This is a genomic window from Nitrobacter vulgaris, from assembly GCF_031453995.1.
Classification (GTDB): domain Bacteria; phylum Pseudomonadota; class Alphaproteobacteria; order Rhizobiales; family Xanthobacteraceae; genus Nitrobacter; species Nitrobacter vulgaris.
In genome coordinates, this window is record NZ_JAVDPZ010000021.1 from 26,621 (window position 1) to 53,492 (window position 26,872).

Genomic DNA, 26,872 nt, shown 5'->3' on the forward strand with positions numbered 1-26,872 from the left:
ATCATGACCGATGCCACAAAGCGGACGGCTTCCGGCACGCTCGCCGATATGTTCGCGCATATCATGGCGGTGACAGCGTTGCTGGTGATCGCAGCTTGCGTCTTCTACGTGAAATAGCTCTTCGGCCGCCGTCACGACATCGCGACCACGGCTGCGCGAGAGGAAAAATAAGCGAATCTCTCGCATGTGTCCTCGAAGGGGACATGGGAATTGATTTTCATCCTGCTCCCCCAAGTATGAGCGGTTAATTCAGCTTTCCACTGCCTTGCGCAGATTGGCGAGACCAGCCTCGAAATCAGTACCGACCATGCGATCCATGTTGATGAACACGTGCATGATCTTGCCGATGAACGGCGTCGGCCCCTGCATCGTCCATGTGACACGGGTGCCATCGCCCTGAGGCTGCAATGTGAATTCGGCGGTGTTGTGCGCCTCGAAGGGTTTCAGGAAATCGAGCTTGATGACGACATTCTGGGAAGCGGGCGCATCGAGGATTTCCATGTGGCCCGTGCCGATATTGCTGTCGCCTTCCCAGGCGTAGGTCGCACCTTTGCCGCGTTCGGCGCCGCCGTAGGTCCGCTTCATCGCGGGATCGCGGGTCTCATAAGGCGGACCACCGTCCCCACTGATGGAAGTCGGCAATCAGCGGGAAGATATTCTCCGGCGACGCCTTGATGACGGCCGACCGCTCAACGCGGAACGTATCGGGCTTGGTCGAAGCCAGTATTAGAACAACGGCGAGAGCAATGACGATGATGGCAATGACGGCGGCAAGGACTTTCAACATGGCAATCCCTCAAGTCTGGATAAACAGGACAGCCCAAGGACGAACGGCGAGGCGACATCCCGACAGGGCCGGACACTTTTTTGAATCAGCCCCCAGAACCCTACTCCGCCGCCCTGGTGCGAGGCGCGCCGTCTTTCATCAGCCGATCCAGATGCATGCGGATATGCGCCGCCTCCGCCGAGGTATTGGCGAGCGCGATGGCGCGGTCGAATGCAACGCGGGCTTCCTCGTCGCGGCCGAGTTGCATCAGGTATGCGCCCTTCGCGCCGAAGAAGTGAAAATAGCCTGACAGGCGCTGCTCCAGCGGCGAGATCAGCGCGAGCGCCGCTTCCGGCCCCTTCACCTTGGAGAGAGCCACGCTGCGATTGAGCGTCACCACCGGCGACGGCTGCAATTGCTCCAGCGTCGCGTAAAGAAGATCGATCTGGCGCCAGTCGGTATCCTCCGGCTTTGGCGCGCTCGCATGAAGCGCCGCGATTGCCGCCTGCACCTGATAGGGGCCGGCGCGACGATGGCGCATCGCCTTGTCGATCAGCGCCGTGCCTTCCGTGATCATCTTTCTGTTCCACAGACTGCGGTCCTGATCCTCGAGCAGGATCACTTCGCCGTCGGAATCAAAGCGTGCGGCAGCGCGGGCATGCTGCAATAGCAACAGTGCCGTCAGCCCCATGATCTCCGGCTCGTTCTGAAACAGCCGAAGCAGCAGCCGCGCCAGGCGAATCGCCTCCTCACATAGCGGCGCCCGGACCTCGGAGGTGCCGCCGTTCGCCGAATAACCCTCGTTGAAGACGAGGTAGATCATGGCGGCAACGACGCCGAGCCGCTCGCTGCGCTCGACCGCGCCAGGCGTCTCGAACGCGACGCCGGCTTTCGCAACCGCCGCCTTGGCACGGGTGATGCGCTGCTCCATCGCAGCTTCGCTGACAAGAAATGCACGCGCGATCTGCTTCACCGTCAGACCCGAGACGATACGCAGCGCCAACGCGATCTGCTGCGTCGCAGGCAGATCAGGATGGCAGCAGATGAACAGCAAACGCAAAATATCGTCGCGGTAGTGCGAGCCGTCGAGCCGCTCGGCGATTTCACTCTCGGCGTCGCCGAGGTCGGAGATCACATCGTCGTCCGGTAATTCCTGCTGCTTGCTCCGCCGCCGCACCTCGTCAAGCGCGGCGTTGCGCCCGACCATGATCAGCCACGCCGCCGGATCGCGCGGCGGCCCGTTTTCGGGCCAGTTCCTCAAGGCCCGCAAGCAGGCGTTCTGGTACGCCTCCTCGGCTGTGTCGAGATTGCGGAAATAGCGCAAGAGCGCGCCGAGCGCCTGGGGTCGCGCCGCCGTCAGGGCCGCATCGATCCAGGCGACGTCGGTCATGTCAGAGCCCCTCCGGCATCGAACAGGCCGACAGGACGGATTTCATAGGAGCCACCCGGATTCGCCTCGCCGAGTTCCTGCGCCGCCTCCAGCGCCTCCTCAAGATTCTTGCAGTCGATCAAGTAGAACCCGAGCAACTGCTCCTTGGTTTCAGCGAACGGACCATCGACGATCAACGGCGGGTTTTCCTTGCGCAAGGTGGTCGCCGCGGTGGTCGGCAGCAGCCGTGCCACCGGTCCGAGCCGGCCCTGCTTCTTCAACTTGTCCTGCACGACCGCGAGCTTTTGCATGACGGCGGCGTCCTGCTCCTTGCTCCAGGAACAGACGACATCCTCGTTATGGTAGCAAAGTATGGCGTAGAGCATGCACAATGGTCCTTCTTGCCCTCAGGACGAACCAGTATGCCGATAGCCGACACATGACCCAACAAAATTTCCGGGGGGATTTTTGGGCGACAGCAAGCGCAAGGTCCAAACGCCCTTGCATAGCCGACGCGACGATTGAGTTACGGAACGCGCCTTTTGCCTCCCGGCCCCCAACCAGGATAACGGGTTCGGGTTTGAGAAAAAGAAGCTAACCGTTCGCCGCCGCCTCGATATCGGCAATGACGATCTTCTTCATCTTCAACATCGCCTTCATGGCACGACCGGCTTTGGCTCGATCCGGATCCTGCAACAGGCGCGGCATCATATCGGGTACCACCTGCCACGACACGCCAAACCTGTCCTTGAGCCACCCACACTTAAGGGGCCCGCCGCCATCGGCGGTGAGCTTGTTCCAGTAGTAGTCAACCTCGTCCTGCGACTTACAGTCGATGCTGAACGAGACAGCTTCACTGAACTGGAAATGCGGGCCGCCGTTCAACGCGATGAACCGCCTTCCCTCGAGATCAAAGGCGACGGTCAGCACCGTTCCGGGCGGCTTAGAGCCGCCTTCGCCATAATAGGTCGTTTCGACGATCTTCGAATTGCTGAACACGGTGGTGTAAAATTTCGCTGCTTCCTCGGCCTGCGTATCGAACCAAAGGAACGGGGTGATGTTGGGCATCGTGGGCTCCATGATTGCGCGCCCCGGTTGATGCGAGGCAACCCGCCAGCAACCGTCGGGTTCCGCAAGGACGTGGCCCAAGGACGAGCGGCCCCGCCGCGATCGACATCACTAAGGGATTTTTATATCAGACATTTTTCCGCCTGGATTCGGCGACGTCCCGCCATTGTCGGCCATGCAAATCATCGTGACCGTCGGGGCATGGTGGTCCGGAATATCGGCGTGAGGCGCGCTTAAATCTTAAAAGAGGGGTCTTCGTGTGATCCCCGGTGATCAGACCTGATCGGCCTTCATCGCGACACGAAGCGCCTTGGGTATCGGCTTCGCCCGCCCTTCGGATATGAACGCCACCTTCACCCTCGCGTCCAGCAGCAGCACGTCGCCACACCGGACCTCCTGATGCAAAGTGATCGAGGCGCCGCGGACCTCCAGTGGCCGCGTCACGATGTCGAGTACGTCGTCCATCCGCGCGGGCTTCAGAAACTCGAGCTGCATCGCGCGCACCACGAAGGCAAAACCGGGCGCCTCGCTTTCGGCCTCCGCGAACAGCGCGCGCTGGTCGGCGCCGAGCAGCCGCAGATAGTTGCTACGTCCACGCTCCATGAAGCGCAGATAATTAGCGTGATAGACGAGGCCGGTAAAATCCGTGTCCTCATAATAGACGCGGACTTGCATGTGATGCCTGCCGTCGCGAATCTCGCCGTCGAGATGGCGGGTCTGCGGCGACGCATTCATTGATCTTCCTCCTCCCCGCCGAACAAGCCGAACTGCGCCGGATCGCGCGTGGGCTCAGTCAGGCCGAGATGACGGAACGCGTGTGACGTGAGCAGCCGTCCGCGCGGCGTGCGCTGCAGGTAGCCGCACTGGATCAGGAACGGCTCGATGATGTCCTCGATGGCGTCGCGCGGCTCCGACAGCGCCGCCGCCATGGTCTCCACCCCCACAGGTCCGCCACCATAGTTCAGCGCGATGGTCGTGAGATAGCGGCGGTCCATCGCATCGAGGCCGGCCGCATCGACTTCGAGCGCGCCGAGCGCATGATCGGCGATTTTCCGGTCGATCGACGCCGCATCGGCGGCGGACGCGAAATCGCGCACCCGGCGCAGCAGGCGGCCGGCGATGCGCGGGGTGCCGCGGGCGCGGCGGGCGATCTCGTTGGCGCCGTCCGCCGTCATGCTGACATTGAGAACACGGGCGCCACGGCTGACGATCCTCTCCAGCTCATCGACGGTGTAGAAATTCAATCGCACCGGAATCCCGAAGCGGTCGCGCAGCGGATTGGTCAAGAGGCCCGCGCGCGTCGTTGCGCCGACCAGCGTAAACTTCGCCAACTCGATCTTGACCGAGCGGGCCGCCGGTCCCTCGCCGATGATGAGATCGAGCTGAAAATCCTCCATCGCCGGATAGAGCACCTCCTCCACCGCCGGCGAGAGGCGATGAATTTCATCAATGAACAACACGTCGCGCTCTTCGAGGTTAGTCAGAAGTGCCGCAAGATCACCGGCCTTGGCGATCACGGGACCGGAGGTTGCGCGAAAGCCGACGCCGAGTTCGCGCGCGACGATCTGCGCCAGCGTGGTCTTGCCGAGGCCGGGCGGGCCGACGAACAGCACGTGATCGAGCGCCTCTTTTCGTTTACGGGCAGCATCGATGAAGATCTGCAGGTTGGCGCGCGCCTGCGCCTGGCCGACGAACTCGGACAGCTTCTGCGGCCGCAGCGCGGTGTCGCCGACATCGTCGGTGCGGCGTTCGGGCGTGACGATGCGGGAGGGCGTGGTCACTTCGACAGCTCCTTCAAGCCGAGCCGGATCAGTTGCGCGGTCTCCGCATTTTCGCCAGCGCCGCGCGAGGCGGCCGCGATCGCTGCGGTCGCCTGCGGTTGACCGTAACCGAGATTAACCAGTGCGGAGATCGCATCCCGCACCGGGCGCGGCGCATGCTGGTCATCGATGGCGCCCGCAAGATGGACCACCGCCGGATCGACATTTGCGAAGGACGGCGCCTTGTCCTTGAGCTCGGTGACGATGCGTTCAGCCACCTTTGGTCCGACGCCCGGCGTACGCGCCACCGCAGCCTTGTCCCGCAGGGCAATGGCGTTAGCGAGATCGGCCGGCGACAGCGTGCCCAGCACCGCGAGCGCCACCCTCGCACCGACGCCCTGCACCGTCTGCAACAGACGGAACCACTCGCGCTCGTGGTCAGTGCGAAATCCGAACAGCTTGATCTGGTCCTCGCGCACATACGTCTCGATCGACAACACCGCCGCCTCGCCCGGCGACGGCAGCGCCTGCAGCGTGCGCGAGGCGCAATGCACCTGATAGCCGACGCCGCCGACATCGAGGATCAGATAATCCTCGCTGTAGGAGTCGATGATACCTTTCAGCTTGCCGATCATGCGCCCGCCACCTTCATCCGCAGCGCCGCAGCGCCCCGGTGATGCGCGTGGGTAATGGCAATAGCGAGCGCGTCGGCGGCGTCCGCGCTCCTCGGATCGGCTTTCGGCAGCAGGATTTTCAGCATCGCCTGGATCTGGGTCTTGTCGGCATGGCCCGCGCCAACCACGGTCTTCTTTACCTGGTTGGGCGCGTATTCCGCCACCGCGATGCCGAACATCGCCGGCGCCAGCATCGCAACGCCCCGCGCCTGCCCGAGCTTCAGCGTCGCCACGCCATCCTTGTTGACGAAGGTCTGCTCGATCGCAGCCTCGGCGGGGCGGAATCGGTCGAGCACTGCGCCGAGCCCGGCATGGATCGCCAGCAGCCGGCTCGCCAGCGCCATGTGTTCGCGCGTCTCGACCGAGCCGCAGCCGACGAAGATCAGCCGATGGCCCTCGATGTCGAGCACGCCCCAGCCGGTGCGGCGGAGGCCCGGATCAATGCCCAGAATGCGAATCGGTGCGGAGGTCATGGCCCATGTTAGCGCAAAGCATCCCGCTGCGTCCCCCAAGCGGGCTCCGGCTCTATTCGTTTCAACGCATCGAACCTTGCCCGTTCCGGTAACGACAAAGCCGTATCCGTCGTCCGACCGATCTATCCATGTTCGGCTGAACATGGTCCGCTCGAGGACGGGATAGCCACGTCATAAGCGACGGCAGATCCGTCTCCGAGACCGGACCGAAGAGGAATTTCAAGCGTTATGCGGATAGCAATTGCCGTTTTCTTCATGATGACGATCGTCAGCACCGCTGTTTCGGCCGATTCGCCAACCGCCGCGCAAAACCGGTTCACGTCCATTGCCAACAAGGACTGCACTTTCGCTCCGATCGGCGACGAGCCGGGCGACGAGGAAGACCAGCTCAAGACATGTCCCGGCGCCGGTGGCGCGCAGGTGCTGGTCAACGCCCTGGGAACCCGTCTGCGGATAGGCTTTCGCTGGCCAAAGGGGGCTCACCCGCAAACGATCATCTGGGCGGTGGAAGCATGGTCCGCCGGATTGACCGTCGACTGGCGCGGATCTGGCAAGGGCAAGGAGTTCGAGCCTTATGCCGCGATCGTCAGGATGAAACTTCAGAAACAGGATTTGCCGGTTGCGGGCAACCAGGTACTCGCCGTGATCCGGATCACACATGATACCGCCTGCGTCATGGGCGCTGTTGACACCGGAGCGAACCCGAATGCCAATGAAGCTGCGCATGCACTCGCCGATGCAGCGGCATCGTTCGCATGTGGCAAGGACAAGCCGACGATCGGCGGAATGAGAACCAAGGCCGCGGAAGAGATTGTGCGGGGCATCGCCGAATGATGAACCGGCAGATCAAGCCAACAGGCCGGCAAGCGTAAGCCGCCGGTGCTGGAGCACGGACGGAAAGAGTATTCGCCAAGAGAATTGAGGCGCTCAGTCAGGTCACGAGTTGACCTTCAACCGCATTCTGCCGGGGTTTTCACCACGATGAGCATACTGTTCAGAATCGTCCTTGCATCCGTCCTCACGAGCCCTGCGCTTGCACTCGCGCAAACGCCGAAAAAACCCGCCGCGTCTCCTGCCTTGGAGGCGGAATTCAATGCCTTTATCGTCAAGTTCCGAGCGGCTTTGAAAGCGAACGATCCGGCTGCCGTCGCCAGCATGACCAAGCTGCCTTTCATGGGTGACAAGGCGTACGCGGATGCCGCACAGTTTCGGGCGAAGGCCTATCCGGAACTGTTCCCCGCGAAAGATCGTGCGTGCATCCAGCGGAAGAAAGCGGAATACGGTCGAGATGGCGAGAACAACGACAACTACTTTGTCATCTGCGGCGAGAGCATTTTTACCTTCACCAGGACGCCAGCCGGATTCCTTCTGACGGAGGTTGGCGTAAATGATTAGGCATGCGCCCTCAGCGAACGCGTAGCGCCCCGCTACTATGGCGTTTTCGAGCGAAGTGGAGCGGAAATGCTCTACAGCAGCGTCCCACTCAGGATCAGCACCGCCACGCTGAAGTAGATCATCAGCCCGGTGACGTCGACCAACGTCGCCACCAGCGGCGCCGAAGCGCTCGCGGGATCGAAGCCGGCGCGTTGTAGCATAAACGGAAGCATCGATCCGGACACCGAGCCGAAAACAACAACGCCGATCAGCGCAGCCGCGACGGTCAGCCCGATCAGCATCCAGTGCTCGCCATAGTCGTAAATGCCGAGCTTCTGCCAGGCCACCACGCGGACCAGTCCGATGACGCCCAGCATGGCGCCGAGGATCAATCCCGTCGGCAGTTCGCGCAAGGCCACGCGCCACCAGTCGCCGAGCTTGACCTCGCGCAGCGCCAGCGCGCGGATCAGGAGCGAGGTCGCCTGCGAGCCGGAGTTGCCGCCCGAACTCATGATCAGCGGGATGAACAGCGTCAGCACGATGGCCTTTTCCAGCTCGCCCTCGAAGTGCTGCATGGCGCTCGCGGTCAATAGCTCGCCGATAAACAGCACGCACAGCCAACCGCCGCGCTTGCGGATCATACCCGGCAGCCCAACCTGCAGATACGGTTCGTCAGTCGCCGCCATGCCGCCGAATTTCTGGGCGTCCTCGGTGTTTTCTTCGATGATGGCGTCGATGATGTCGTCGACCGTGACGATGCCGAGGACATGCCCGGCCTTGTCCACGACAGGCACCGCCAGCATGTCGTGCCGCGAGATCAGCCGCGCGACCTCTTCGCGATCCGTTAGCGGGGAGGTGGTGATCGGGGCGCGCGCCAGATCGGCGATCTGGGCCGAAGGCTCACCGGCGATCAGCCGCCGCAACGACACCGCGCCCACCAGCCTTCGCGTGAAGGCGTCCAGTACATAGATCGCATAGACCGTCTCGCGGGTCCGTTCGACCTGGCGGATATGCTGTAGGGTCTGCTCCACTGTCCAGGTCGCGGTGACGCTGACGAATTCGGTTGTCATCATCGCGCCCGCGGTGTTTTCCGGGTAAGTGAGCAGATTCTCGATAGTGGCCCGCGTGTTTCGGTCGAGCCCCTGCATCAGTTCGCTGCGCGCCGGCTCATCGAGCTGCTGGACGATATCGGCGGCGACGTCCGCCGACATTTCAGTCAATAAGATGATGGCGGTGCGCCGGGGCAGCGAGGCGATGACCTCCGCGCCGTGATATAGTTCCGGCTTGTCGAGAATCTCGACCGAAGTATCGACCGGCAGAAGCACCAGCACCGCCGCGGCGTCCTGCGGTTCGAGCTGGTTGAGAATTTCGACGTTATCGGCGACATGGCCGCCGCTCAGGCGCGAGGCCAGCGCGTACACATCGAGGTCGCCGTCCGTTGTGGCGGTGTGGATATCCGTCATAGCTCACCTTCGTGGTCTGCCGGCAACGGCAGGCCTGGCGAGCCCATCAAGCTCTCAGACCGGCGCCGCTGTCGGCGAGGTACCTGGCAAAGTACCTGGACTGTCGCTTGGCATAATGTCGTGGTTTCCAGTGATGGGCGTGCGACCGAGGCCGCAAGCATCCCGCTTGGCTGACATGATCCTTCAGCCGGACGGCGTCAAGAAAAAAGCGCGATCACTCAGGTTCGGAAATTTGATGTGACCCTGCGCGACGGCAAGGCGCGCGCCTCAAGAAGCCGCCGTCGCAAGCATGTCCAGAATATCCTCCGGGAAGACCTGTTCGGTAGGCCTCGCGAGTTCGGCGCGCGACCACCAGCGATATTCCGCCATCACCTCGCGTTCAAGCTCGGTCCACGCCCCGCTGGACACGGCATGATAGCCGGTTCTCACCAGAAAGAACCGCTCGTCGGCCATTACACGCTCGCCGCCGATGAGTTCGAGAACGAATTGGCGCTGCGCGATTTCCGGTCCGACACTGGCGACACGCAGGCCGGTCTCCTCCCATAACTCCCTGATCGCCGCCTGTTCGAAGGTTTCACCATCGTCGACAGCGCCCCCCCGGGGTCGCCCAAAAGCTTCTGTCCGCCGACGCGCTGTCCTTATGGGCGAAACGAAACAGCAGCAAGCGCTCGTCAGGGTCGAGCAACAGCAGCCGCGCCGCGGGGCGCAGACGCAGGGAGCCATGCGAGACCGCGCTCACCCCCCCAGCTTCGCCATCAGAGCGTCCGACACCTCAAAGTTGGCATAGACGTTCTGCACGTCGTCGTGCTCGTTCAGGAGGTCGATCAGCTTGAGCAATTTCTCACCGGTGTCGTCATCGACGGCAACGGTGTTCTGCGGCTTCCAGATCAAGGCGACCTTGCGCGCCTCGCCGAACCTGGCTTCCAGCGCCTTGGCGGCCTCGCGGAAGGTGTCCTGCGAGGCATAGATTTCGTGGCCGCCCTCGCCCGACACCACGTCGTCGGCGCCGGCTTCAATGGCAGCTTCCAGCATGTCGTCGGCCGAGGCCTTGCCCGCGTCATATTCAATAACGCCAAGCCGGTCGAACATAAACGACACCGAGCCGGTTTCACCGAGATTGCCGCCGGCCTTCGTGAAATACGAACGGATGTCGGAGGCGGCGCGGTTGCGATTGTCTGTCAGCACTTCCATGATAACCGCCACGCCGCCGGGGCCGTAGCCTTCGTAACGCAGTTCGTCATAGCTCTCGGCATCGTTGCCGCTGGCCTTCTTGATGGCGCGCTCGATGTTGTCCTTGGGCATATTTTCTGCCCGCGCCGCGATCATGGCAGCGCGCAGCCGTGCATTCATCGCCGGATCGGGCGCCCCCAGTTTGGCCGCCACCGTGATTTCGCGCGCGAGCTTGCTGAACAGCTTCGACTTTTGGGCATCCTGCCTGCCCTTTCGGTGCATGATGTTCTTGAATTGGGAATGTCCGGCCATCGGCAGGGTCTCTCTCAAATCCGGGGCAGGCCCGGCGGCGGCACCGGGCGGCCTCTGCAAAGGTGGAAGCGGCGCGGCGTTATAAGACGGGTTCGCGCCGAATCAAAGACCCGCTCGGCAATGTGCGGTGCGGCCATGTCATCGAATCAGAATCCTTCAAGCGGATCACGTCCAGAACGACGGCTCTGCCTGCTCGAGCCGTCCGCCGAGCCGCACCGGCGCGATTCTGAGCGCGAGCCCCGTCGCGTCGTCGGTCTCGACCGCGACGCCGCTCAAGGTGGCGACGCCGCTGGCCGGCTCGAACCGGGCGCTCGAAATGCCGGTGGTGAAGCGGCGCAGCGGCTCATCCCTCTGCATTCCGATCACGGAGTCATAATCGCCGGTCATGCCGGCATCGCTCATATAGGCGGTGCCGCCGGAAAGGATGCGATGATCCGCCGTTGGCACATGGGTATGCGTTCCCACCACGAGGCTGACACGGCCGTCGCAGAAGAAACCCATGCTTTGCTTTTCGCTGGTCGCTTCGCCGTGGAAATCCACGACGATCGCGTCCACCGCCTCGCGCAGCGGACAGGCATCTAACTCACGATCGATAGCACGGAAGGGATCGTTGAACGGCTCCATGAAGATGCGCGCCATGGCATTGATGACAAGCGCGCGGCGGCCATCCTTGGTGTCGATCAGCATTGCGCCGCGTCCTGGCGTATGACGCGGGAAATTCAGCGGACGAATGAGCCGCGGCGCCCGCTCGATGAATACCAGCGCCTCTTTCTGATTCCATGCGTGATTGCCGAGGGTGACAGCGTCGGCACCGGCGTCGAGAAATTCCTGGTAGATCGTCTCCGTGATACCGAAACCGCCGGCCGCATTCTCGCCGTTGACGACGACAAGATCGAGCTTCCATGCGGCAATGATCACCGGCAGGTGTTCGTTGACCGCGGTGCGCCCGGTCTTGCCGACGACGTCGCCGATAAAAAGAATCCGCAACCTTATAAACTCCGGAAATCGAACAGATCGGTTTCGGTTAGCACATAATCGAGCCGGACGTCGTGGGGCAGTGCCGGCACCTGCGGTATCTCCTGCACCGTAAAAGCAAGACCGATCGCGACAAGGGTCTTATGTCGCCGAAGAGCCTCAAGCGTGCGGTCGTAATAGCCGGCGCCATAGCCGATACGATGGCCGGCGCGGTCGAACGCGACGAGCGGAACCAGCACGATATCCGGGACGACCTCGGCCGCAGTGGCGGACGGCTCGGAAATCCCGAACGCGCCGGGCACCAGCGCCGCGCCTTGCTTCCACGCGCGGAACGCCAGCGCGGCGTCAGGCCGTGAGATCGCCGGCATCGCAAGCGCCGCGCCATGCCTGGCGAGGCTCTGCATCAGCGGCACGGGATCAATCTCGCTGCGGATCGGCGCGTAGCCGGCGACGACTGTTGATGACGTTATATCGAGGGGCGGCATCCGTGCCGCCATCGCGACCGCCGCACCGGCGCGCTGCTGTGGATCCAACGCATCGCGACGAGCCAGTGCGGCGGCGCGCAACTCGTTCTTGGGTGGAGCGTCAGAGGAAATCGACATGCAGAATGTTTATAGCGTTTTTTAGCAAAGGGGCCCGGTTCGTTCGACGAAAGCGTCAAGACAAAAATCACGGAGCCTAGCTTCTGGTCTCGTCAGAAGCAGAGCCGCTAACAGTTCAAAGCGAGCGACATGAAACTAGAAACCCGGCAATGCAGACAAGTTTACAAAGTCTGCGACTGCTATGGCGGGCATAACAATCGAATAGCGCAAAGGGAAGCGCGAAGCCGCAATCGCCGTTGGAGCGCTCGATCCCGGAGTTCCCTACGAAAGTAGGTGGGCACCATATGTCCGGGTCCACGGACCCGGCCAGGGACAGTTCCCTTAAGGATCGATAAGGCCCCGGGGATGTGTGGCTCCTGACGCGCGACGCAGCCTCGCATTGCGGAATGTATCTACGATGAGCAGCGAGCGCCAGTGCGACACGCTATCAGGCACGAACTTTCATGGTTGCTGTAAAAGATCTAGAAACTCGCTCACCCTTGACCAGATCAGTGTTGAAACGAGACACACTATCGCAAACCGATCCAGATTCAGGATAACTCAGGCTCAGCCCACTGCATATGTGCGTGCGCGTTCCATTGGGCAGGCATCTCTTAATTGCGATCAATCAAAGCCTGTCATTCGAATACTTACCCGATGGCGATGCCGCCGCCGACGGTGCGGTTTAACATCTGCGTGGTCTTCTCGATGCGGTGGGCCGCCATGTTCAGCGCGGCGACAACCGCTGTCTGCGTAGCGCGTGCGCGCTCGGCGGCCGCAGCGCGCACATCGCGCAATGCCTTGAGCTCTTCCTCCAGCGCCCGGATGCGCTGTTGCGCATCCAGCAGTTCGTCGGAGGTTACCAGCGCTGCCATGACCTCGAGCCGCTGGTCGCCGATCTCGCCGAACTTGCCGCGCAATTGGCCGATACGGCTTTCCAGATCGCCTGCAAGCTTCAGCAACCGGTCTTCCTGGCCATCCTCGCAGGCCATCCGGTACTGGCGGCTATTGATGGTCACGTTGACGTGGCTCATGGCTTCTCTCCCGCCGCCTCGAGCACGGACTTGATAGTGCCGATCGCCGCGTCGAGCTTTTCGGCGATCTCGCGATTGGTGCGCTCGAGCTTGCGGGTGCGCACCAGCGATCCGTCGAGCTCATCCGCAAGGCGCGAACGATCCGCACCCAAAGCCTGAATACGGCTCGCTAGCTCGTCCTCATTGCGGTCGGCATCGCGCCGTCGCTCCACCGCTCTCTCCAGCGCATCAAGCGCGGCCGTCAGTCGCCGGGTTGCAGCGTCGATATCGGTTCCGCCACTATTGGCCGGTTCAGCACTGCCGGAACGATTGGCCGGTTGGTCGTTCATGTTCGTCCTGCGCGCCTTTGGGCCAACTGCCGGCCAGACTACAAAGGTGCGGCTCGGCAAGCCCTTAGGGACCGAAATTTACGTGGCGGACGAGGCCAACGCAACGCCGCTGCAAAACTATGCACCGCAAAACATTCTCGCCCTAAGGAGGGCCTCCCGCCCCTTGGACTCCGCCGACGCAGGTGCTATGCCCCCGGCAAGCTAGTTTTTACCCCCTTGGACACCATCGGATTCCCATGCAAACCGTCAGCCCTCCTCCCTATCAGGATCGGATATCTCCCATGCCGACCGTCGATTCCTCCCGTATGGCAAATGCAATCCGCGCGCTCGCGATGGATGGTGTAGAAAAAGCAAAATCGGGCCATCCCGGCCTGCCGATGGGCATGGCCGACGTCGCCACGGTGCTGTTCACCAAGTTCCTGAAATACGACGCCGCCGATCCGCACTGGCCGGACCGCGACCGCTTCATCCTCTCCGCCGGCCACGGTTCGATGCTGCTTTATGCGTTGTTGTACCTGACGGGCAACAAGGACATGACGCTCGATCAGCTCAAGAATTTCCGGCAGCTCAACTCCAAGACGCCGGGCCATCCCGAGAACTTCATCACCGACGGCGTCGAAACCACCACCGGCCCGCTCGGCCAGGGCGTCGCCACCTCGGTCGGCTTTGCGCTGGCGGAGCGCCTGCTGGCCGCGGAGTTCAGCAGTGAAGTGGTCGACCACTACACCTATGTGCTGTGCTCCGACGGCGATCTGATGGAAGGCATCAGCCATGAGGCGATCGCGCTGGCTGGTCACCTCAAGCTCAACAAGCTGATCTTCCTTTACGATGATAACGGCATCACCATTGACGGCCCGATCTCGCTGGCCGACGACGTCGATCAGGTGGCGCGTTTCAAGGCGTGCGGCTGGGACGCAAAACGGATCGACGGCCACGATCAGAAGGCGATCGCCGCTGCAATCCGCCGGGCGCAAAAATCCGACAAACCGTCGCTGATCGCCTGCAAGACCATTATCGGTTTCGGCGCCCCCACCAGGGCCGGCACGTCCAAGGCGCACGGCGAAGCGCTCGGCGCGGAAGAACTCGCAGGCGCGAAGAAAGCCCTCGGCTGGGATTACGGCCCCTTCGAAATTCCCGACGATGTCCTCAAGGTCTGGCGAAGCGCTGGACGCAAGGGCAAGCGGCACAATAAGGAGTGGCGCGCGCGATTCGCAGCCCGGCCAGAGGCGGAGCGAGACGAATTCAAACGCCGCGTCATTGACCGCAAGCCGTCTCAAAACCTCGCCGAGGTGATCCGCAAGCTCAAGGACAAACTGGTCGCCGAGCCGCCGACGGTCGCCACCCGCAAAGCCAGCGAATTGGCGCTCGAGGTGCTGGTTCCGGCGGTGCCGGAACTGCTGCTCGGCTCCGCCGACCTCACGCCGTCCAACAACACCCGCACCAAGGGTCTAAAAGAAGTGCAGCCTGGCCACTACGATGGCCGCTACATCCACTACGGCATCCGCGAACTCGGCATGGCCGCGGCCATGAACGGCATCGCCCTGCATGGCGGATATGCCCCGGCCGGCGGCACCTTCATGTGCTTCGCCGACTATGCCCGCCCGGCGATGCGCATTTCGGCGCTGGCGCATATTCCCACGATCTACATCATGACGCACGACTCGATCGGACTTGGCGAGGATGGCCCGACCCATCAGCCGGTCGAGCATCTGGCAAGCTTGCGCGCGATGCCAAACATGCGCGTGTTCCGCCCCGCCGATGCGGTCGAGACTGCCGAGTGCTGGCAGCTCGCTCTGGAGCGGCCGAAGGGACCGACGGTTCTGGCGCTGTCCCGCCAGAACCTCACGCCGGTGCGCAAGACCGCGCATGCGGACAATCGCTGCGCGCACGGTGCCTATGAACTGGTCGCGGCCAATGGCGAGGCGAAGGTGTCGATTTTCGCGACCGGATCCGAAGTTGAGATCGCCGTCGCCGCACAACAGCAACTGTCCCAGCGCGGCATCGCGTCGCGGGTGGTTTCGGTGCCCTCGCTCGAGCTATTGCTCGAGCAGCCCGAGGATCGCCGGCAGGCGATTATTGGCAAGGCGCCTGTCAAGATTGCCGTGGAAGCGGCTGTGCGCTTCGGGTGGGACGCCGTGATCGGGGCGGACGGGCTTTTCGTCGGCATGCACAGTTTCGGTCACAGCGCTCCTGCCAAGGACCTCTACAAGCATTTCGGCATTACCGCCGAAGCCGTGGTCAAAGCGGTGGAGACGCGCCTTGGTTGAGGTTGAGATTGCCTCAATATCAAAAAGGCGCTAGCTAAAAACCGTGGAATGGATTTGGCCATTCGCTGCTCGGCCAATCATGGGCCCTGGATGCGAATGGAGAATCCAAAATTCCGCTGGCAACTTACATTTGCTGGCGGTCTCTGTGATTTCAACATTCGGGAAGATGCTCGCTGAAATGGGCATTCGAATGTTAAAATCGGACCGCTAGACATTACCAATGGTCACGGCCTGGCAGAACCGGGCGAAAAGGCGTTGACGCTGCGCGCGCAAAATGTGGTTGCGCGCAGGGAACGTCACCCATTTGAAGGAGAATGAAGATATGGCAGTCCGGGTCGCAATCAACGGGTTTGGCCGCATTGGCCGCAATGTTTTGCGCGCCGTTTACGAGGCCGGCCGCGACGAAATCGAGATCGTCGCCATCAACGATCTCGGCCCGGTGGAAACCAACGCGCACCTGTTGCGCTTCGACTCGGTGCACGGCCGCTTCCCTTTCGAGGTGAAGGTCGAAGGCGACAGCATCGTGATCGGCAAGAAAAAGATCAAGGTGATCGCCGAGCGTGATCCATCGAAACTGCCCTGGAAGGAACTCGGCATCGACATCGCGATGGAGTGCACAGGCCTCTTCACCGCGAAAGAAAAAGCCTCCGCACATCTCACCGCCGGCGCCAAGCGCGTGCTGGTATCGGCTCCGGCCGAAGGCGCCGACATGACCGTGGTCTACGGCGTCAACCACGACAAGCTGACGAAGGACCATCTGGTCGTTTCGAACGGTTCCTGCACCACCAACTGTCTCGCTCCGGTGGCGAAGGTCCTCAACGATCTGGTCGGCATCGAAACCGGGTTCATGACCACGATCCACGCCTATACCGGCGACCAGCCGACGCTCGACACCATGCACAAGGACCTCTATCGCGGCCGCGCCGCGGCTCTCTCGATGGTCCCGACCTCGACCGGCGCCGCGAGGGCGATCGGCCTGGTGTTGCCCGAGTTGAAGGGCAAGCTTGACGGCGTCGCGATCCGCGTACCGACGCCGAACGTCTCGGTGGTCGATCTCAAGGTGATCGCCAAGAAGGAGACCACCACCAACGAAATCAACGAGGCGATGAAGCGGGCTGCATCACAGGAGCTGAAGGGCATCCTCGGCACCACGGACCAGCCCAATGTCTCGAGCGACTTCAACCACGATTCGCACTCCTCGACGCTCCACATCGACCAGACCAAAGTGCAGAACGGCACGCTGGTGCGCGTGTTGTCGTGGTACGACAACGAATGGGGCTTCTCCAACCGCATGACTGACACCGCCGTAGCAATGGCGAAGCTGATCTGAGACCACGTGTCCGGGCGCATCGCGGCGCACGCGCCGCGATGCGGAACCGGCGCCATTCAATACCGCAACTTTTCCTGCGTGGCGGTCCCGGTTTGTGGCGCACCGTTGACGCGGCACCGTGTTCGGGACATCCAGACCATGACAAATTCCTTCCGCACTCTTGATGACGTTGACGTTAGAGGAAAGCGCGTCCTGCTGCGCGTCGACCTCAATGTCCCCATGGAGCAGGGGCGCGTTACCGACGCCACGCGGTTGGAACGGGTGGCGCCGACGATCACGGAAATAGCGGACAAGGGTGGCAAAGCGATCCTGCTGGCGCATTTCGGCCGGCCCAAGGGTCCCGATCCCAAAAACTCGTTGCGGCCGGTCGCGGCGGAACTTGCCAAAGTACTCGGCAAACCGGTCGCGTTCGCCGACGACTGCGTCGGCGAACCGGCACAACAGGCGATCGCCGCTATGAAGGATGGCGACATCCTGTGCCTGGAAAATACCCGCTTCCACAAGGAAGAGGAAAAGAACGATCCGGAGTTCGTCGCCGAACTCGCCAAGCTCGGCGATATCTGGGTCAACGACGCCTTCTCAGCCGCGCATCGCGCCCACGTCTCGACCGAAGGTCTCGGCCACAAGCTGCCGGGTTATGCCGGACGCACCATGCAGGCCGAGCTTGAAGCGCTCAACAAAGCGCTCGAAGCACCGACCAAACCCGTCATCGCCGTGATCGGCGGCGCAAAGGTCTCGACCAAAATCGACCTCCTGGAAAACCTCGTCAGCAAGGTCGATGCGCTGGTGATCGGCGGCGGCATGGCCAACACCTTCCTGCACGCGCAGGGCATCAACATCGGCAAATCGCTGGCGGAAAAAGATCTCGCGGCGACCGCGCTACGCATTATGGAAAAGGCCGAGGCCGCCAACTGCGCCATCATCCTGCCGGTGGATGCGACCGTGGCATTCCATTTCGCCGCCAACGCGCCGTCCCAAGCCTACGGGCTCGACGCTATTCCTGCGGAGGGGATGATTCTCGATGTTGGACCGCAGTCGGTGGAGCGCGTTCATTCGGCCATCGACGACGCCGCAACGCTGGTCTGGAACGGCCCGCTCGGCGCGTTCGAACTGACCCCTTTCGATCACGGCACCGTCGTCGCGGCAAAACACGCGGCAGCCCGCACCAAGACTGGAAAGCTGGTGTCGGTCGCAGGCGGCGGCGATACAGTCGCGGCGTTGAACCAAGCTGGCGTAGCCGGTGACTTCACCTATGTTTCAACGGCCGGCGGCGCGTTCCTGGAGTGGATGGAAGGCAAGCCGCTGCCCGGCGTTGAGGTGCTAAGGGCAAAATGACGCTGCTCCTCGCGGCAAAATGAGTTGCGGTGTCAGAAAACCGCAACTCTCATGCCTGCATAATCCTCAAGTTCCGACCTTATCGGAAGTCGGATGAGGTATGCAGGAGGAGCCGCTGATGAATCTCGCTGACCTCAACGAAGTGGCGCAGGCCATGGTCGCGCCGGGCAAGGGCATTCTTGCCGCCGACGAATCGTCTCCCACCATCACCAAACGGTTCAACGCCATCGGCGTGACATCCACCGATGAAAGCCGGCGCGACTATCGCGAGATGATGTTCCGCGCCGCCGACGCCATGACGAAATACATCTCCGGCGTTATCCTTTATGACGAAACGATCTGGCAGAACGCGAAGGACGGCACGCCGCTGATCAAGCTGATCGAGCAGGCCGGTGCCATTCCCGGCATCAAGGTCGATGAAGGAACGCAACCCTTACCCGCATGTCCCGGCGAACTCGTGACCGTCGGACTGGACCGGCTCGCGGAGCGGCTGAAAAAATACTACGCCCACGGCGCACGCTTCGCGAAATGGCGCGCGGTGATCGACATCAACACGGCAGGTCGTATCCCGAGCATGACGGCGATCGGCGTCAACGCTCATGCCCTGGGGCGCTACGCCGCGCTGTGCCAGGCTGCCCAAATCGTGCCTATCGTCGAACCGGAAGTGTTGATGGACGGCGATCACGACATCGATCGCTGCTTTGAGGTCACGACGCGCGTACTCAACGTGACGTTCCAGGAATTGCGCAAGCAGCGCGTCGCGCTGGAAGGTATGATTTTGAAGCCAAATATGGCGGTCCCGGGCAAAAAGAGCGGGAAAAATGCATCGGTCGAAGAGGTCGCGGAAAGGACGGTACGCATGCTGAAGGCCTGCGTGCCGGCCGCCGTGCCCGGTATTGCGTTTCTGTCCGGCGGACAGTCCGACGAGGAGGCCACAGCCCATCTCGATGCCATGAATCGGATAGACAACCTGCCGTGGAGGCTCACCTTCTCCTACGGCCGCGCGTTACAGGCGGCGGCGCAGAAGGCGTGGTCCGGCAAGTCCGAGAACGTCGCAGCCGGGCAACGGGCGCTCATTCACCGGGCGCGGATGAATTCGCTCGCAAGCAAAGGAGAGTGGAGAGCCGACCTCGAGGAGAAAGCTGCGTGAGGGATTGCCGCCCAACCGCCTGTCCATGATTTGCCCTTGCGGTGCGACGCCGCAACTGTTTTTGAGGGTCGATGCCTGGATCACGGGCGCGGAGAAGGTGCTGCGCCCTGATATCGCGATATTTTGGATCAGATCGATCCGAATGATGAACGTGATCTACCAGCAGGTCGAACGCCGCTAAAACTTTCTCCTGCTGCTCACGCTAAATTCGACGAAAATGTCCTGACATTGAGCTGCTCACTTTCACCTGTCCGGCTACCCGAGGCCCTCCGATGCTCGCGAAATCAGCCCCCCTCCGGCCCGCGCCGCGTCTTTATCTGGCGACGCCGGAGATCGACGATCCGGCAAGGATCATGACGCCACTGGCCGACGCGCTGGCGTCCGCGGATGTCGCCGCAGTGCTGATGCGGCTCGCGCCCTCCGATCCACGCACAATGATGTCGCGCATCAAGGTTCTCGCACCGTTGATCCAGAATAGCGGCGCTGCGGTTTTGCTCGATGGCCATGCCGATCTGGTCGCGCGGTCCGGCGCCGACGGCGCACATCTCACCGGTATCGAGGCGCTGCAGGAGGCAATGCCGCCGCTGAAACCCGACCGCATCGTCGGCGTTGGCGGCCTGTCGACACGCCATGACGCCATGGTCGCTGGCGAGACCGGCGCCGACTACGTGCTGTTCGGCGAGCCGGATAAGACCGGTGATCGGCCGTCCGCGGAAGCGATTGCTGATCGGCTGGCATGGTGGGCCGAACTGTTCGAGCCGCCCTGCGTCGCCCACGCCGCGAACCTCAATGAAGCACAGATTTTCGCAGCATCGGGTGCGGATTTCGTGCTGGTCGACGACATCGTCTGGAACGACCCCCGCGGCGCGGCGCTGGCGCTCACGGATGTCGCAACCGCAATCTGCCAAGGTTTCGGATCGCAAGGAAGCGCGCAACGTGCGGACCATCCTAATGGGGACGCCGGATGACCTTCCTGCGTCCTGTTGTCATCGTCGCCAGCGTTCTCATGCTCGGGGAAAGCGCCCTGGCGCAGCTCCAGTCAGCGCCGGCGGCCGACCCGCCATCCGCCAGCAAGAACGTGAAGACGAAGACCATCAAGTCGGTCCCGCCAACGCCATCCGCCAGACCCGAACCGGACAACAAGGCGAGCGCGCAAACCCCTGACGACCCGAATACGGATCTGGTCTACGGCGCCTATCAGCGCGGCCTCTACAAGACCGCGTTTGATCTCGCATTGAAACAGGCACAGGAAAACAAGGCTCCCGCCGCCATGACCATGCTCGGCGAGCTCTACGCCAATGGGCTCGGGGTCAAGCGCGACTACGGCAAGGCAATCGAGTGGCACCAGCGTGCGGCCGATCTGGGGGATCGCGAAGCAATGTTCGCACTCGCGATGCTTCGCATCAGCGGACGCGGCGGACCGCCCGACAGGGCGAGCGCCGTGAAATGGCTGGCTTCGTCCGCCAAGCTAGGCCAGCCCAAGGCCGCCTACAACCTGGCCCTTCTCTACATGGACGGGCAAACGCTGCCGCAGGACTTCAAGCGCGCCGCCGAACTACTGCGATCCGCAGCCGACGCCGGCACCCCGGAGGCGCAATATGCACTGGCGACCTTCTACAAGGAGGGCAACGGCCTCGAAAAGAATCTCTACAAGTCAGTGCGGCTGTTGCAGGCGGCCTCGCTCGCTGGCAACGTCGATGCCGAAGTCGAGTATGCGATCGCGCTGTTCAACGGCAGCGGCACCGAGAAGAACGAGGCCGCCGCGGTATCGCTGCTGCGCAAAGCCGCCAGGCAAAACAGCGCGATCGCTCAAAATCGCCTCGCCCGGGTTCTCGTCACGGACATGGGCGTGCCAACAAACAAGATCGAAGGCCTGAAATGGCACATCGTGGCGAAGACCGCCGGCAAGGGCGATCTGATGCTCGACGAAGCGATGGCGCAGGCAACGCCCGAAGAACGCGCCAAGGCGGAGAGCGCCGCCCGTAAATGGCTTGGAATCCAATGAACCGCTTGACGGGAACCTTCCCGCAGGGCACCCAGACCTCATCATCCACCTGAGCTCAATCATGCTGCAATCCGCTCTCATGAACGTCATGGTCAAGGCTGCGCGCCGCGCCGGCCGGAGCCTGAAACGCGATCTCGGCGAGATCGAGAATCTTCAGGTGTCACTGAAGGGACCTGCGAACTTCGTGAGTCTCGCGGACAAGCGCGCGGAGGACATCCTGTATGAGGAGCTCAGCAAGGCACGTCCCGGCTACGGCTTTTTCGGCGAAGAAGGCGGCAACCGCGAGGGCACGGACAAGAGCCACACCTGGATCGTCGATCCGCTCGACGGCACCACCAACTTCCTGCACGGCATTCCGCATTTCGGAGTCTCGATCGGCCTGCAGCGTGACGGCGTGCTGATTGCCGGCCTCGTTTACAATCCCGCCAATGACGAGCTCTACACCGCGGAGCGCGGCAAGGGTGCCTTTCTCAACGATCAGCGGCTGCGCGTGTCGGGGCGCCGCCAGATGAACGACTGCGTTATCGCCTGCGGCCTGCCGCATATCGGACGCGGTGACCATGAATTGTCGCGACGGGAGATGGCCGCCCTGCAGCCGAAGGTGGCGGGCCTGCGGCGCTTCGGCGCGGCCTCGCTCGATCTCGTCTTTGTCGCGGCGGGACGCATCGACGGCTACTGGGAGCGCAACCTGCAGCCGTGGGATATTGCGGGCGGACAGATCATCGTGCGCGAGGCCGGCGGCATCGTCAGCGGCATCCAGGGCGATGACGATCCGCTCGCGACCGGTGATGTGATCTGCGGCAACGAGTTCGTCCACGCCGAACTGGTGAAAATCCTCAAGCCGCTGGGATAGCGGCCCAGGCCAATGAAGGCGTTTGCTCGACGCAAAGCGATTCCGACACCCACGCTGCCGAAAACTGAGTCAGCGAGGACAATAGTCATGGCTGACGATTGTTAGCGCGACGATGGAAATATCTCACGCATACCGCACCCGCTGGAAGCTTCAGAGTCTTTCACCGCTGCCGTGACGCACGGAAACTCCGCTGGTTATTCCGCTGGATGCAGCGGTGCCGGCGGCCCGTGGATTTCCGGCTCGCCCACCGGCTCCAATCCGCTCTTGTCGCGCCCGAGTATGCGCATCACGACGACGAAAAACACCGGCACCATCAAGAGCGCCAGCACCACCACCGCGATCATGCCGCCCATCACGCTGGTGCCTAGCGCCTGCTGGCTCGCTCCGCCTGCACCGCTTGCAACGACCATCGGCAGCACGCCGGAGACGAATGCAAGGCCGGTCATCAAAATCGGGCGGAAGCGCAGCGCGCACGCCTCCATCGTGGCTTCGATGAGCGGCTTGCCCTGCGCGCGCAAATCCTTGGCGAATTCGACGATGAGGATAGCGTCCTTGGCCGCCAGGCCGATGATGGTGACGAGTCCGACGGTGAAATAGACGTCGTTGGCAAGCCCGCGCGTTGTCGCGGCCAGCACCGCGCCGCAGATCCCGAGCGGCACCGTCAGCAACACTGCGAGCGGAATGGTCCAGCTTTCATAAAGCGCAGCCAGGCAGAGGAACACCACTAGCGCCGAGAGCGCGAGCAGGAACGGCGCCTGTGATCCCGACAACTTTTCCTGCAACGACTGACCGGTCCATTCATAGCCAAAGCCGCGCGGAAGACGATCAGCCAGCCGTTCCATCTCGGCGATTGCATCGCCGGAGGTGAAGCCCGCCCGCGCCTCTCCGGTGATGCGCATTGACGGATAGTAGTTGAAGCCGACGACCTGTGTCGGCCCCTTCGACCATTCGATGGAGGAGAAGGAGGAGAACGGAACCAGCCCCCCACTGCTGTTCTTGACGTTGTAGTTGAGGATGTCTTGCGCCGTGGTGCGGCCGTCGCGATCCGATTGCACGATCACGCGCTGCATCCGCCCGCGGTTGGGGAAGTCGTTGACATAGGTCGAGCCGAGATTGGTCGACATGGTATCGTTGATGTCCTCGAACGTAACTCCCAGGGCGCTGGCCTTCTCGCGATCGATCGTGAGATTGACCTGCCCCGCCGACGGCAAACCCTCGACATAGACATTCTGCAGGATCGGACTGGCATTGGCCTCGGCGATCAACTGAGCGGTCGCCTGCAACAACGCCGGGTAGCCTTTTTGGCCGCGATCCTGCAAACGGAAGCTGAAACCCGAGGAATTGCCGAGGTTGTCGATCGGCGGCGGCTGCAGCGCGGTGATCTTGGCGTCGCGTAGCGACAACAGATCGCGATTGGCGTCAGCGACGATATTGGCGGCTGAATCTTTCTCAGGCCGCTCCGACCAGTCCTTCAGGGTAATAAACGCCTGCGCCGTGTTCATGCCCTGCCCCGAATAGGCAAAACCGGTCAGAAAAGTGACATCCTGAACCCCCGGCCGTTTGGCCAGGTATTTTTCGACCGCCTCCACAGCCGTTTCGGTGCGCCCGTGGGACGAATCCGCCGGCGTCTGCACGTCGGTCGTGATGAAGCCCTGATCGTCCACCGGCAGAAAGCCGGCGGGCAATCGAACGAAAGCCCAGACCAGAGCACCGACCAGAACGGCGTAAATCAGCATCAGGCGTCCGGTTCGCCTCAGCGACCAGCCGACCGTCGAGACATAGCGGCCACGCACGCTCTCCAGCGCGCGATTGAACCAGCCGAACAAGCCTTTGCGGGCGTGGGCGTGTCCGGCCTCTACGGGCTTGAGCAGCGTGGCGCACAGCGCCGGCGACAGCGACAGCGCCATCAGAGCAGAGAAGGCGATCGCGGAAACCACTGTGACGGAGAACTGCCTGTAGATGATGCCGACAGAGCCCGGAAAGAACGCCATCGGCACGAATACCGCCATCAGCACCAGCGTGATGCCGACGATGGCGCTCGTGATCTGCGACATCGCCTTACGCGCCGCTTCCTTGGGCGGCAGTCCCTCCTCCGCCATGATGCGCTCGACATTCTCCACCACGACGATGGCGTCGTCGACCAGAATGCCGATCGCCAGCACCATGCCGAACATTGTCAGCATGTTGATGGAATAGCCGGCGATTAGCAGCACCGAACAGGTGCCGAGCAGCGCTACCGGCACCACGATGGTCGGGATGATCGTGTAACGGATGTTCTGCAGGAACAGAAACATCACGAGAAACACCAGCACCACCGCCTCGATCAGCGTATGCACGACCTTTTCGATCGAGGCTTCCACCACGGGCGTGATGTTGTAAGGGATCCCGTAGGCGATATTCGCCGGAAAGAACTTCGAAAGTTCCTTCATCTTGGCTTCCACCGCGCTCGCGGTGGCAAGCGCGTTGGCGCCCGGCGCGAGCAGCACCGAAAGACCCGCGGTCGGCTTGCCGTTGAGGCGGGTGGTGAATCGGTAATCCATGCCGCCAACCTCGACCCGCGCCACGTCGCGCAGGCGTACGGCGGAGCCGTCGCGGTTGGCGCGCAGCAAAATGGAGCCGAATTCCTCGGGCGTGGTGAGTTGCCCCTTGACCAATACCAGCGCCGCAGTTTTCTGCCCGTCCCGGCTCGGCGGCCCACCGACGCTGCCCGAAGCCACCTGCGCGTTCTGCGCCGCAATCGCCTTGGTAACATCTTCCGACGTCAGATCGTAGCCAACGAGCTTTTCTGGATCGAGCCAGACTCGCAACGAGCGTTCGGTGGAGAACAGTGTGGCCCGGCCGACGCCAGGGATACGCCGGATTTCCCCGATGATGTTACGGGTCATAAAATCGCCGAGGCCGACCTCATCCAGACTGCCGTCTGTCGAACGCAGCGTGATGATCTGCAACACCGCGCTCGAGGCTTCCTGGACCAGGATGCCTTCCTTCAGCACGGCCGCGGGCAAGCGAGCCTCGATGCGCTTGATGCGATTCTGCACGTCCACCGACGCGAGAGCCGTGGAGGTGCCGGGAACAAAGAACGCGGTGATCTCAACCTGCCCCAGAGAATCACTGGTGGATTCGAAATTGAGGATGCCCGTCGCGCCGTTGAGCTGTTCCTCGATCAGGCGCGTGACGCTGTTATAAAGGTTCTCCGGCGAGGCGCCGGGATACACGGTCGCGACCGAGATCGAAGGCGGCGCGATGATCGGATACTGCGCGATGCCCAGGAATGGAATCGAAATCGTGCCGATCAAACAGATGAACAGCGCGACGACCCACGCGAAGATCGGCCGGTCGATGAAGAAAGCCGGCATGCGTTACCGCCGCGCGGACGCTGTCTCGCCCGCCAGCGCTCCGGTCTCCCGCGAAGCATCGGCTTCCGTCCACATCACGGCGCTGACCTTGTCGCCCACCGTGAACTTCTGGAAGCCTTCCACCACAACACGGTCGCCCGCCTTCAGCCCGTGGCTCACCATGGAGTGACCGTGTTGGACGGCAGCCGTCCGGATCGGACGCACGATGACGCGACCGTCGTCTCTGACGACATAGACCTCGCTGCCGCCGCTGGCGTCGCGCTGCACCGCCTGTTGCGGAACGGCGATGGCATCGCTGTCGACGCCCTGCTCCAGCAGCACGCGAACGTACATGCCTGGCAGCAACTCGCGCTTCGGATTCGTAAATTCGCCGCGCAGCGTCACCTGACCGGTCGAGGCATCGACCTTAGCTTCAGAAAACAGGAACTTTCCGGGCACCGGGTAGAGCGTTCCATCGTCGAGCACGAGGCGGACCTTTGCAGCGCCCGGTGCGATGCGCTCCAGTTCGCCGGTCTCGAATGCACGACGCAGATTATTTAGCTCCGACACTGACTGGGTGAAGTCGGCATAAATCGTGTCGAGTTGCTGCACGGTCGCGAGGCTTGCCGCATCGTTCTGAATAACAAGCGCACCCTCCGTCACCTGAGCCGCGCCGACCACGCCGTCGATCGGCGCACGAATGGTGGTGTAATCAAGATGGAGCCGTGCTCGCGCCAAGTCCGCCTTGCGGCCAGCGACATCCGCCGCTGCCTGACGCATGTTAGCGATCGCCCTCTCGTTTTCGGCCTCTGAGGTGGCATGGCGGGCGGTCAGTTTCTCGATACGCCTCGCATGATGCGATGCCTGCTCGAATACGGCATTAGCCTTTGCCAGCGACGCCTCCGCGGCCTGCACTTCGACCGCGAACGGCTCCGGATCGATCTGATACAGCGAGGCGCCCGCCTTCACTTCACTGCCCTGCCGAAACAGCCGCTTGGTAATAATGCCGGAAACCCGTGGGCGTACTTCTGCAACCCGTAACGGCGAGATGCGGCCCGGCAGTTCGCGAACGATCGCATGCGGTTTCGGAACCACCGTGACGACGCTGACTTCGGGGATAACCGCTTTCACCGAAGCTTCGGCCGTAGCGGGCTCATCACAGCCGCCAAGGAGCGGCGACAATCCGGCGAGCAAAATAGCCACCAACGTCAGACGTGAATTGAATCTTGGCATTGGAACTTGGAAACCT

Annotated in this window: 25 protein-coding genes, 1 other RNA gene and 1 pseudogene; 9 read left to right on the forward strand and 18 right to left on the reverse strand. The window is 62.4% G+C overall.

Annotated elements, in window-relative coordinates:
• Positions 1-249: 249 nt before the first annotated feature.
• From GGQ85_RS13280 to ruvC, 8 genes and pseudogenes are all read right to left on the reverse strand, one after another.
• A pseudogene (locus tag GGQ85_RS13280) lies at positions 250-787 on the reverse strand (SRPBCC family protein).
• Positions 788-887: 100 nt separating this feature from the next.
• Positions 888-2,156 (reverse strand): RNA polymerase sigma factor, encoded by a 1,269-nt coding sequence (locus GGQ85_RS13285; RefSeq protein ID WP_079447998.1) that lies wholly within the window; start codon positions 2,154-2,156, stop codon positions 888-890.
• Complete coding sequence (locus tag GGQ85_RS13290; RefSeq protein ID WP_309774908.1) at positions 2,153-2,521, reverse strand: YciI family protein; 369 nt, start codon at positions 2,519-2,521, stop codon at positions 2,153-2,155. Before GGQ85_RS13290 ends, GGQ85_RS13285 begins: the two co-directional genes overlap by 4 nt.
• Positions 2,522-2,729: 208 nt before the next feature.
• Entirely contained in the window at positions 2,730-3,203 is a 474-nt protein-coding gene (locus GGQ85_RS13295) for a VOC family protein (protein ID WP_309774909.1), read from the reverse strand.
• A 273-nt stretch (positions 3,204-3,476) separates the two neighbouring features.
• Complete coding sequence (ybgC, locus tag GGQ85_RS13300; protein ID WP_309774910.1) at positions 3,477-3,938, reverse strand: tol-pal system-associated acyl-CoA thioesterase; 462 nt, start codon at positions 3,936-3,938, stop codon at positions 3,477-3,479.
• A complete protein-coding gene (ruvB, locus tag GGQ85_RS13305; RefSeq protein WP_309774911.1) occupies positions 3,935-4,984 on the reverse strand; it encodes a Holliday junction branch migration DNA helicase RuvB in 1,050 nt (349 codons plus the stop codon). Before ruvB ends, ybgC begins: the two co-directional genes overlap by 4 nt.
• Positions 4,981-5,598 (reverse strand): Holliday junction branch migration protein RuvA, encoded by a 618-nt coding sequence (gene ruvA / locus GGQ85_RS13310; protein WP_309774912.1) that lies wholly within the window; start codon positions 5,596-5,598, stop codon positions 4,981-4,983. The genes ruvB and ruvA overlap by 4 nt, the downstream gene beginning before the upstream one ends.
• Positions 5,595-6,110 (reverse strand): crossover junction endodeoxyribonuclease RuvC, encoded by a 516-nt coding sequence (gene ruvC / locus GGQ85_RS13315; RefSeq protein WP_309774913.1) that lies wholly within the window; start codon positions 6,108-6,110, stop codon positions 5,595-5,597. Before ruvC ends, ruvA begins: the two co-directional genes overlap by 4 nt.
• Before the next feature lie 228 nt (positions 6,111-6,338).
• On the opposite strand from ruvC, the gene GGQ85_RS13320 reads away from it, so the two are divergent.
• Both GGQ85_RS13320 and GGQ85_RS13325 read left to right on the forward strand, forming a co-directional pair.
• Positions 6,339-6,944 carry a hypothetical protein gene (locus GGQ85_RS13320; RefSeq protein ID WP_309774914.1) on the forward strand — a complete coding sequence of 202 codons (606 nt, stop codon included), beginning with the start codon at positions 6,339-6,341 and terminating at the stop codon, positions 6,942-6,944.
• 147 nt (positions 6,945-7,091) lie between these two features.
• Positions 7,092-7,505 carry a hypothetical protein gene (locus tag GGQ85_RS13325; RefSeq protein ID WP_079448005.1) on the forward strand — a complete coding sequence of 138 codons (414 nt, stop codon included), beginning with the start codon at positions 7,092-7,094 and terminating at the stop codon, positions 7,503-7,505.
• Between the two features lie 71 nt (positions 7,506-7,576).
• Here GGQ85_RS13325 and mgtE read toward each other — a convergent pair whose 3' ends face one another.
• The 8 genes from mgtE to GGQ85_RS13365 form a co-directional block, all read right to left on the reverse strand.
• Positions 7,577-8,947, reverse strand: coding sequence for a magnesium transporter (gene mgtE, locus GGQ85_RS13330; RefSeq protein ID WP_079448006.1), 1,371 nt, complete (start codon positions 8,945-8,947; stop codon positions 7,577-7,579).
• Between the two features lie 267 nt (positions 8,948-9,214).
• Complete coding sequence (locus tag GGQ85_RS13335) at positions 9,215-9,670, reverse strand: NUDIX hydrolase (RefSeq protein ID WP_309774915.1); 456 nt, start codon at positions 9,668-9,670, stop codon at positions 9,215-9,217.
• 12 nt (positions 9,671-9,682) lie between these two features.
• The gene (locus GGQ85_RS13340) at positions 9,683-10,429 is read right to left on the reverse strand and encodes a YebC/PmpR family DNA-binding transcriptional regulator (RefSeq protein ID WP_079448007.1); all 747 of its coding nucleotides are present in this window, start codon (positions 10,427-10,429) and stop codon (positions 9,683-9,685) included.
• A 165-nt stretch (positions 10,430-10,594) separates the two neighbouring features.
• Complete coding sequence (locus GGQ85_RS13345; protein WP_309774916.1) at positions 10,595-11,416, reverse strand: TIGR00282 family metallophosphoesterase; 822 nt, start codon at positions 11,414-11,416, stop codon at positions 10,595-10,597.
• Positions 11,417-11,418: 2 nt separating this feature from the next.
• Entirely contained in the window at positions 11,419-12,006 is a 588-nt protein-coding gene (locus GGQ85_RS13350; protein WP_309774918.1) for a 5-formyltetrahydrofolate cyclo-ligase, read from the reverse strand.
• Between the two features lie 217 nt (positions 12,007-12,223).
• Positions 12,224-12,384: non-coding RNA, 6S RNA (ssrS, locus tag GGQ85_RS13355), on the reverse strand.
• Between the two features lie 251 nt (positions 12,385-12,635).
• Complete coding sequence (locus GGQ85_RS13360) at positions 12,636-13,019, reverse strand: cell division protein ZapA (protein WP_079448010.1); 384 nt, start codon at positions 13,017-13,019, stop codon at positions 12,636-12,638.
• Positions 13,016-13,348, reverse strand: a complete 333-nt coding sequence (locus GGQ85_RS13365) for a DUF4164 domain-containing protein (RefSeq protein WP_079448011.1) — start codon at positions 13,346-13,348, stop codon at positions 13,016-13,018. The genes GGQ85_RS13360 and GGQ85_RS13365 overlap by 4 nt, the downstream gene beginning before the upstream one ends.
• A 281-nt stretch (positions 13,349-13,629) precedes the next feature.
• Here GGQ85_RS13365 and tkt point away from each other — a divergent pair, with 281 nt between their 5' ends.
• From tkt to GGQ85_RS13400, 7 genes are all read left to right on the forward strand, one after another.
• Positions 13,630-15,615, forward strand: a complete 1,986-nt coding sequence (tkt, locus tag GGQ85_RS13370; RefSeq protein ID WP_079448013.1) for a transketolase — start codon at positions 13,630-13,632, stop codon at positions 15,613-15,615.
• Between the two features lie 322 nt (positions 15,616-15,937).
• Complete coding sequence (gap, locus tag GGQ85_RS13375; protein WP_079448014.1) at positions 15,938-16,945, forward strand: type I glyceraldehyde-3-phosphate dehydrogenase; 1,008 nt, start codon at positions 15,938-15,940, stop codon at positions 16,943-16,945.
• Positions 16,946-17,083: 138 nt separating this feature from the next.
• A complete protein-coding gene (locus tag GGQ85_RS13380; protein ID WP_309774920.1) occupies positions 17,084-18,280 on the forward strand; it encodes a phosphoglycerate kinase in 1,197 nt (398 codons plus the stop codon).
• A gap of 118 nt (positions 18,281-18,398) precedes the next feature.
• Positions 18,399-19,430 carry a class I fructose-bisphosphate aldolase gene (locus tag GGQ85_RS13385; RefSeq protein WP_309774921.1) on the forward strand — a complete coding sequence of 344 codons (1,032 nt, stop codon included), beginning with the start codon at positions 18,399-18,401 and terminating at the stop codon, positions 19,428-19,430.
• 272 nt (positions 19,431-19,702) lie between these two features.
• Positions 19,703-20,398, forward strand: a complete 696-nt coding sequence (locus GGQ85_RS13390; protein ID WP_309774922.1) for a thiamine phosphate synthase — start codon at positions 19,703-19,705, stop codon at positions 20,396-20,398.
• On the forward strand, positions 20,395-21,435 hold the full coding sequence (locus GGQ85_RS13395) for a tetratricopeptide repeat protein (RefSeq protein WP_309774923.1): 1,041 nt from the start codon (positions 20,395-20,397) through the stop codon (positions 21,433-21,435). The genes GGQ85_RS13390 and GGQ85_RS13395 overlap by 4 nt, the downstream gene beginning before the upstream one ends.
• Before the next feature lie 61 nt (positions 21,436-21,496).
• The gene (locus GGQ85_RS13400) at positions 21,497-22,288 is read left to right on the forward strand and encodes an inositol monophosphatase family protein (RefSeq protein ID WP_079448123.1); all 792 of its coding nucleotides are present in this window, start codon (positions 21,497-21,499) and stop codon (positions 22,286-22,288) included.
• Between the two features lie 194 nt (positions 22,289-22,482).
• Here the strand turns inward: GGQ85_RS13400 and GGQ85_RS13405 are convergent, their stop codons facing one another.
• Positions 22,483-25,644, reverse strand: a complete 3,162-nt coding sequence (locus tag GGQ85_RS13405; protein WP_309774924.1) for a multidrug efflux RND transporter permease subunit — start codon at positions 25,642-25,644, stop codon at positions 22,483-22,485.
• 3 nt (positions 25,645-25,647) lie between these two features.
• Positions 25,648-26,856 (reverse strand): efflux RND transporter periplasmic adaptor subunit, encoded by a 1,209-nt coding sequence (locus tag GGQ85_RS13410; protein WP_309774925.1) that lies wholly within the window; start codon positions 26,854-26,856, stop codon positions 25,648-25,650.
• Positions 26,857-26,872 lie beyond the last annotated feature (16 nt).

What these genes read in the sequence shown, in the direction of transcription:
- GGQ85_RS13285 (WP_079447998.1), bottom strand. Translation starts at nt 2,156, where the DNA reads ATGACCGACGTCGCCTGGATCGATGCGGCCCTGACGGCGGCGCGACCC.
- GGQ85_RS13290 (WP_309774908.1), bottom strand. Translation starts at nt 2,521, where the DNA reads ATGCTCTACGCCATACTTTGCTACCATAACGAGGATGTCGTCTGTTCC.
- GGQ85_RS13295 (WP_309774909.1), bottom strand. Translation starts at nt 3,203, where the DNA reads ATGCCCAACATCACCCCGTTCCTTTGGTTCGATACGCAGGCCGAGGAA.
- ybgC (WP_309774910.1), bottom strand. Translation starts at nt 3,938, where the DNA reads ATGAATGCGTCGCCGCAGACCCGCCATCTCGACGGCGAGATTCGCGAC.
- ruvA (WP_309774912.1), bottom strand. Translation starts at nt 5,598, where the DNA reads ATGATCGGCAAGCTGAAAGGTATCATCGACTCCTACAGCGAGGATTAT.
- ruvC (WP_309774913.1), bottom strand. Translation starts at nt 6,110, where the DNA reads ATGACCTCCGCACCGATTCGCATTCTGGGCATTGATCCGGGCCTCCGC.
- GGQ85_RS13320 (WP_309774914.1), top strand. Translation starts at nt 6,339, where the DNA reads ATGCGGATAGCAATTGCCGTTTTCTTCATGATGACGATCGTCAGCACC.
- GGQ85_RS13325 (WP_079448005.1), top strand. Translation starts at nt 7,092, where the DNA reads ATGAGCATACTGTTCAGAATCGTCCTTGCATCCGTCCTCACGAGCCCT.
- mgtE (WP_079448006.1), bottom strand. Translation starts at nt 8,947, where the DNA reads ATGACGGATATCCACACCGCCACAACGGACGGCGACCTCGATGTGTAC.
- GGQ85_RS13335 (WP_309774915.1), bottom strand. Translation starts at nt 9,670, where the DNA reads ATGGCTCCCTGCGTCTGCGCCCCGCGGCGCGGCTGCTGTTGCTCGACC.
- GGQ85_RS13340 (WP_079448007.1), bottom strand. Translation starts at nt 10,429, where the DNA reads ATGGCCGGACATTCCCAATTCAAGAACATCATGCACCGAAAGGGCAGG.
- GGQ85_RS13350 (WP_309774918.1), bottom strand. Translation starts at nt 12,006, where the DNA reads ATGTCGATTTCCTCTGACGCTCCACCCAAGAACGAGTTGCGCGCCGCC.
- GGQ85_RS13360 (WP_079448010.1), bottom strand. Translation starts at nt 13,019, where the DNA reads ATGAGCCACGTCAACGTGACCATCAATAGCCGCCAGTACCGGATGGCC.
- GGQ85_RS13365 (WP_079448011.1), bottom strand. Translation starts at nt 13,348, where the DNA reads ATGAACGACCAACCGGCCAATCGTTCCGGCAGTGCTGAACCGGCCAAT.
- tkt (WP_079448013.1), top strand. Translation starts at nt 13,630, where the DNA reads ATGCCGACCGTCGATTCCTCCCGTATGGCAAATGCAATCCGCGCGCTC.
- gap (WP_079448014.1), top strand. Translation starts at nt 15,938, where the DNA reads ATGGCAGTCCGGGTCGCAATCAACGGGTTTGGCCGCATTGGCCGCAAT.
- GGQ85_RS13380 (WP_309774920.1), top strand. Translation starts at nt 17,084, where the DNA reads ATGACAAATTCCTTCCGCACTCTTGATGACGTTGACGTTAGAGGAAAG.
- GGQ85_RS13385 (WP_309774921.1), top strand. Translation starts at nt 18,399, where the DNA reads ATGAATCTCGCTGACCTCAACGAAGTGGCGCAGGCCATGGTCGCGCCG.
- GGQ85_RS13390 (WP_309774922.1), top strand. Translation starts at nt 19,703, where the DNA reads ATGCTCGCGAAATCAGCCCCCCTCCGGCCCGCGCCGCGTCTTTATCTG.
- GGQ85_RS13395 (WP_309774923.1), top strand. Translation starts at nt 20,395, where the DNA reads ATGACCTTCCTGCGTCCTGTTGTCATCGTCGCCAGCGTTCTCATGCTC.
- GGQ85_RS13400 (WP_079448123.1), top strand. Translation starts at nt 21,497, where the DNA reads ATGCTGCAATCCGCTCTCATGAACGTCATGGTCAAGGCTGCGCGCCGC.
- GGQ85_RS13405 (WP_309774924.1), bottom strand. Translation starts at nt 25,644, where the DNA reads ATGCCGGCTTTCTTCATCGACCGGCCGATCTTCGCGTGGGTCGTCGCG.
- GGQ85_RS13410 (WP_309774925.1), bottom strand. Translation starts at nt 26,856, where the DNA reads ATGCCAAGATTCAATTCACGTCTGACGTTGGTGGCTATTTTGCTCGCC.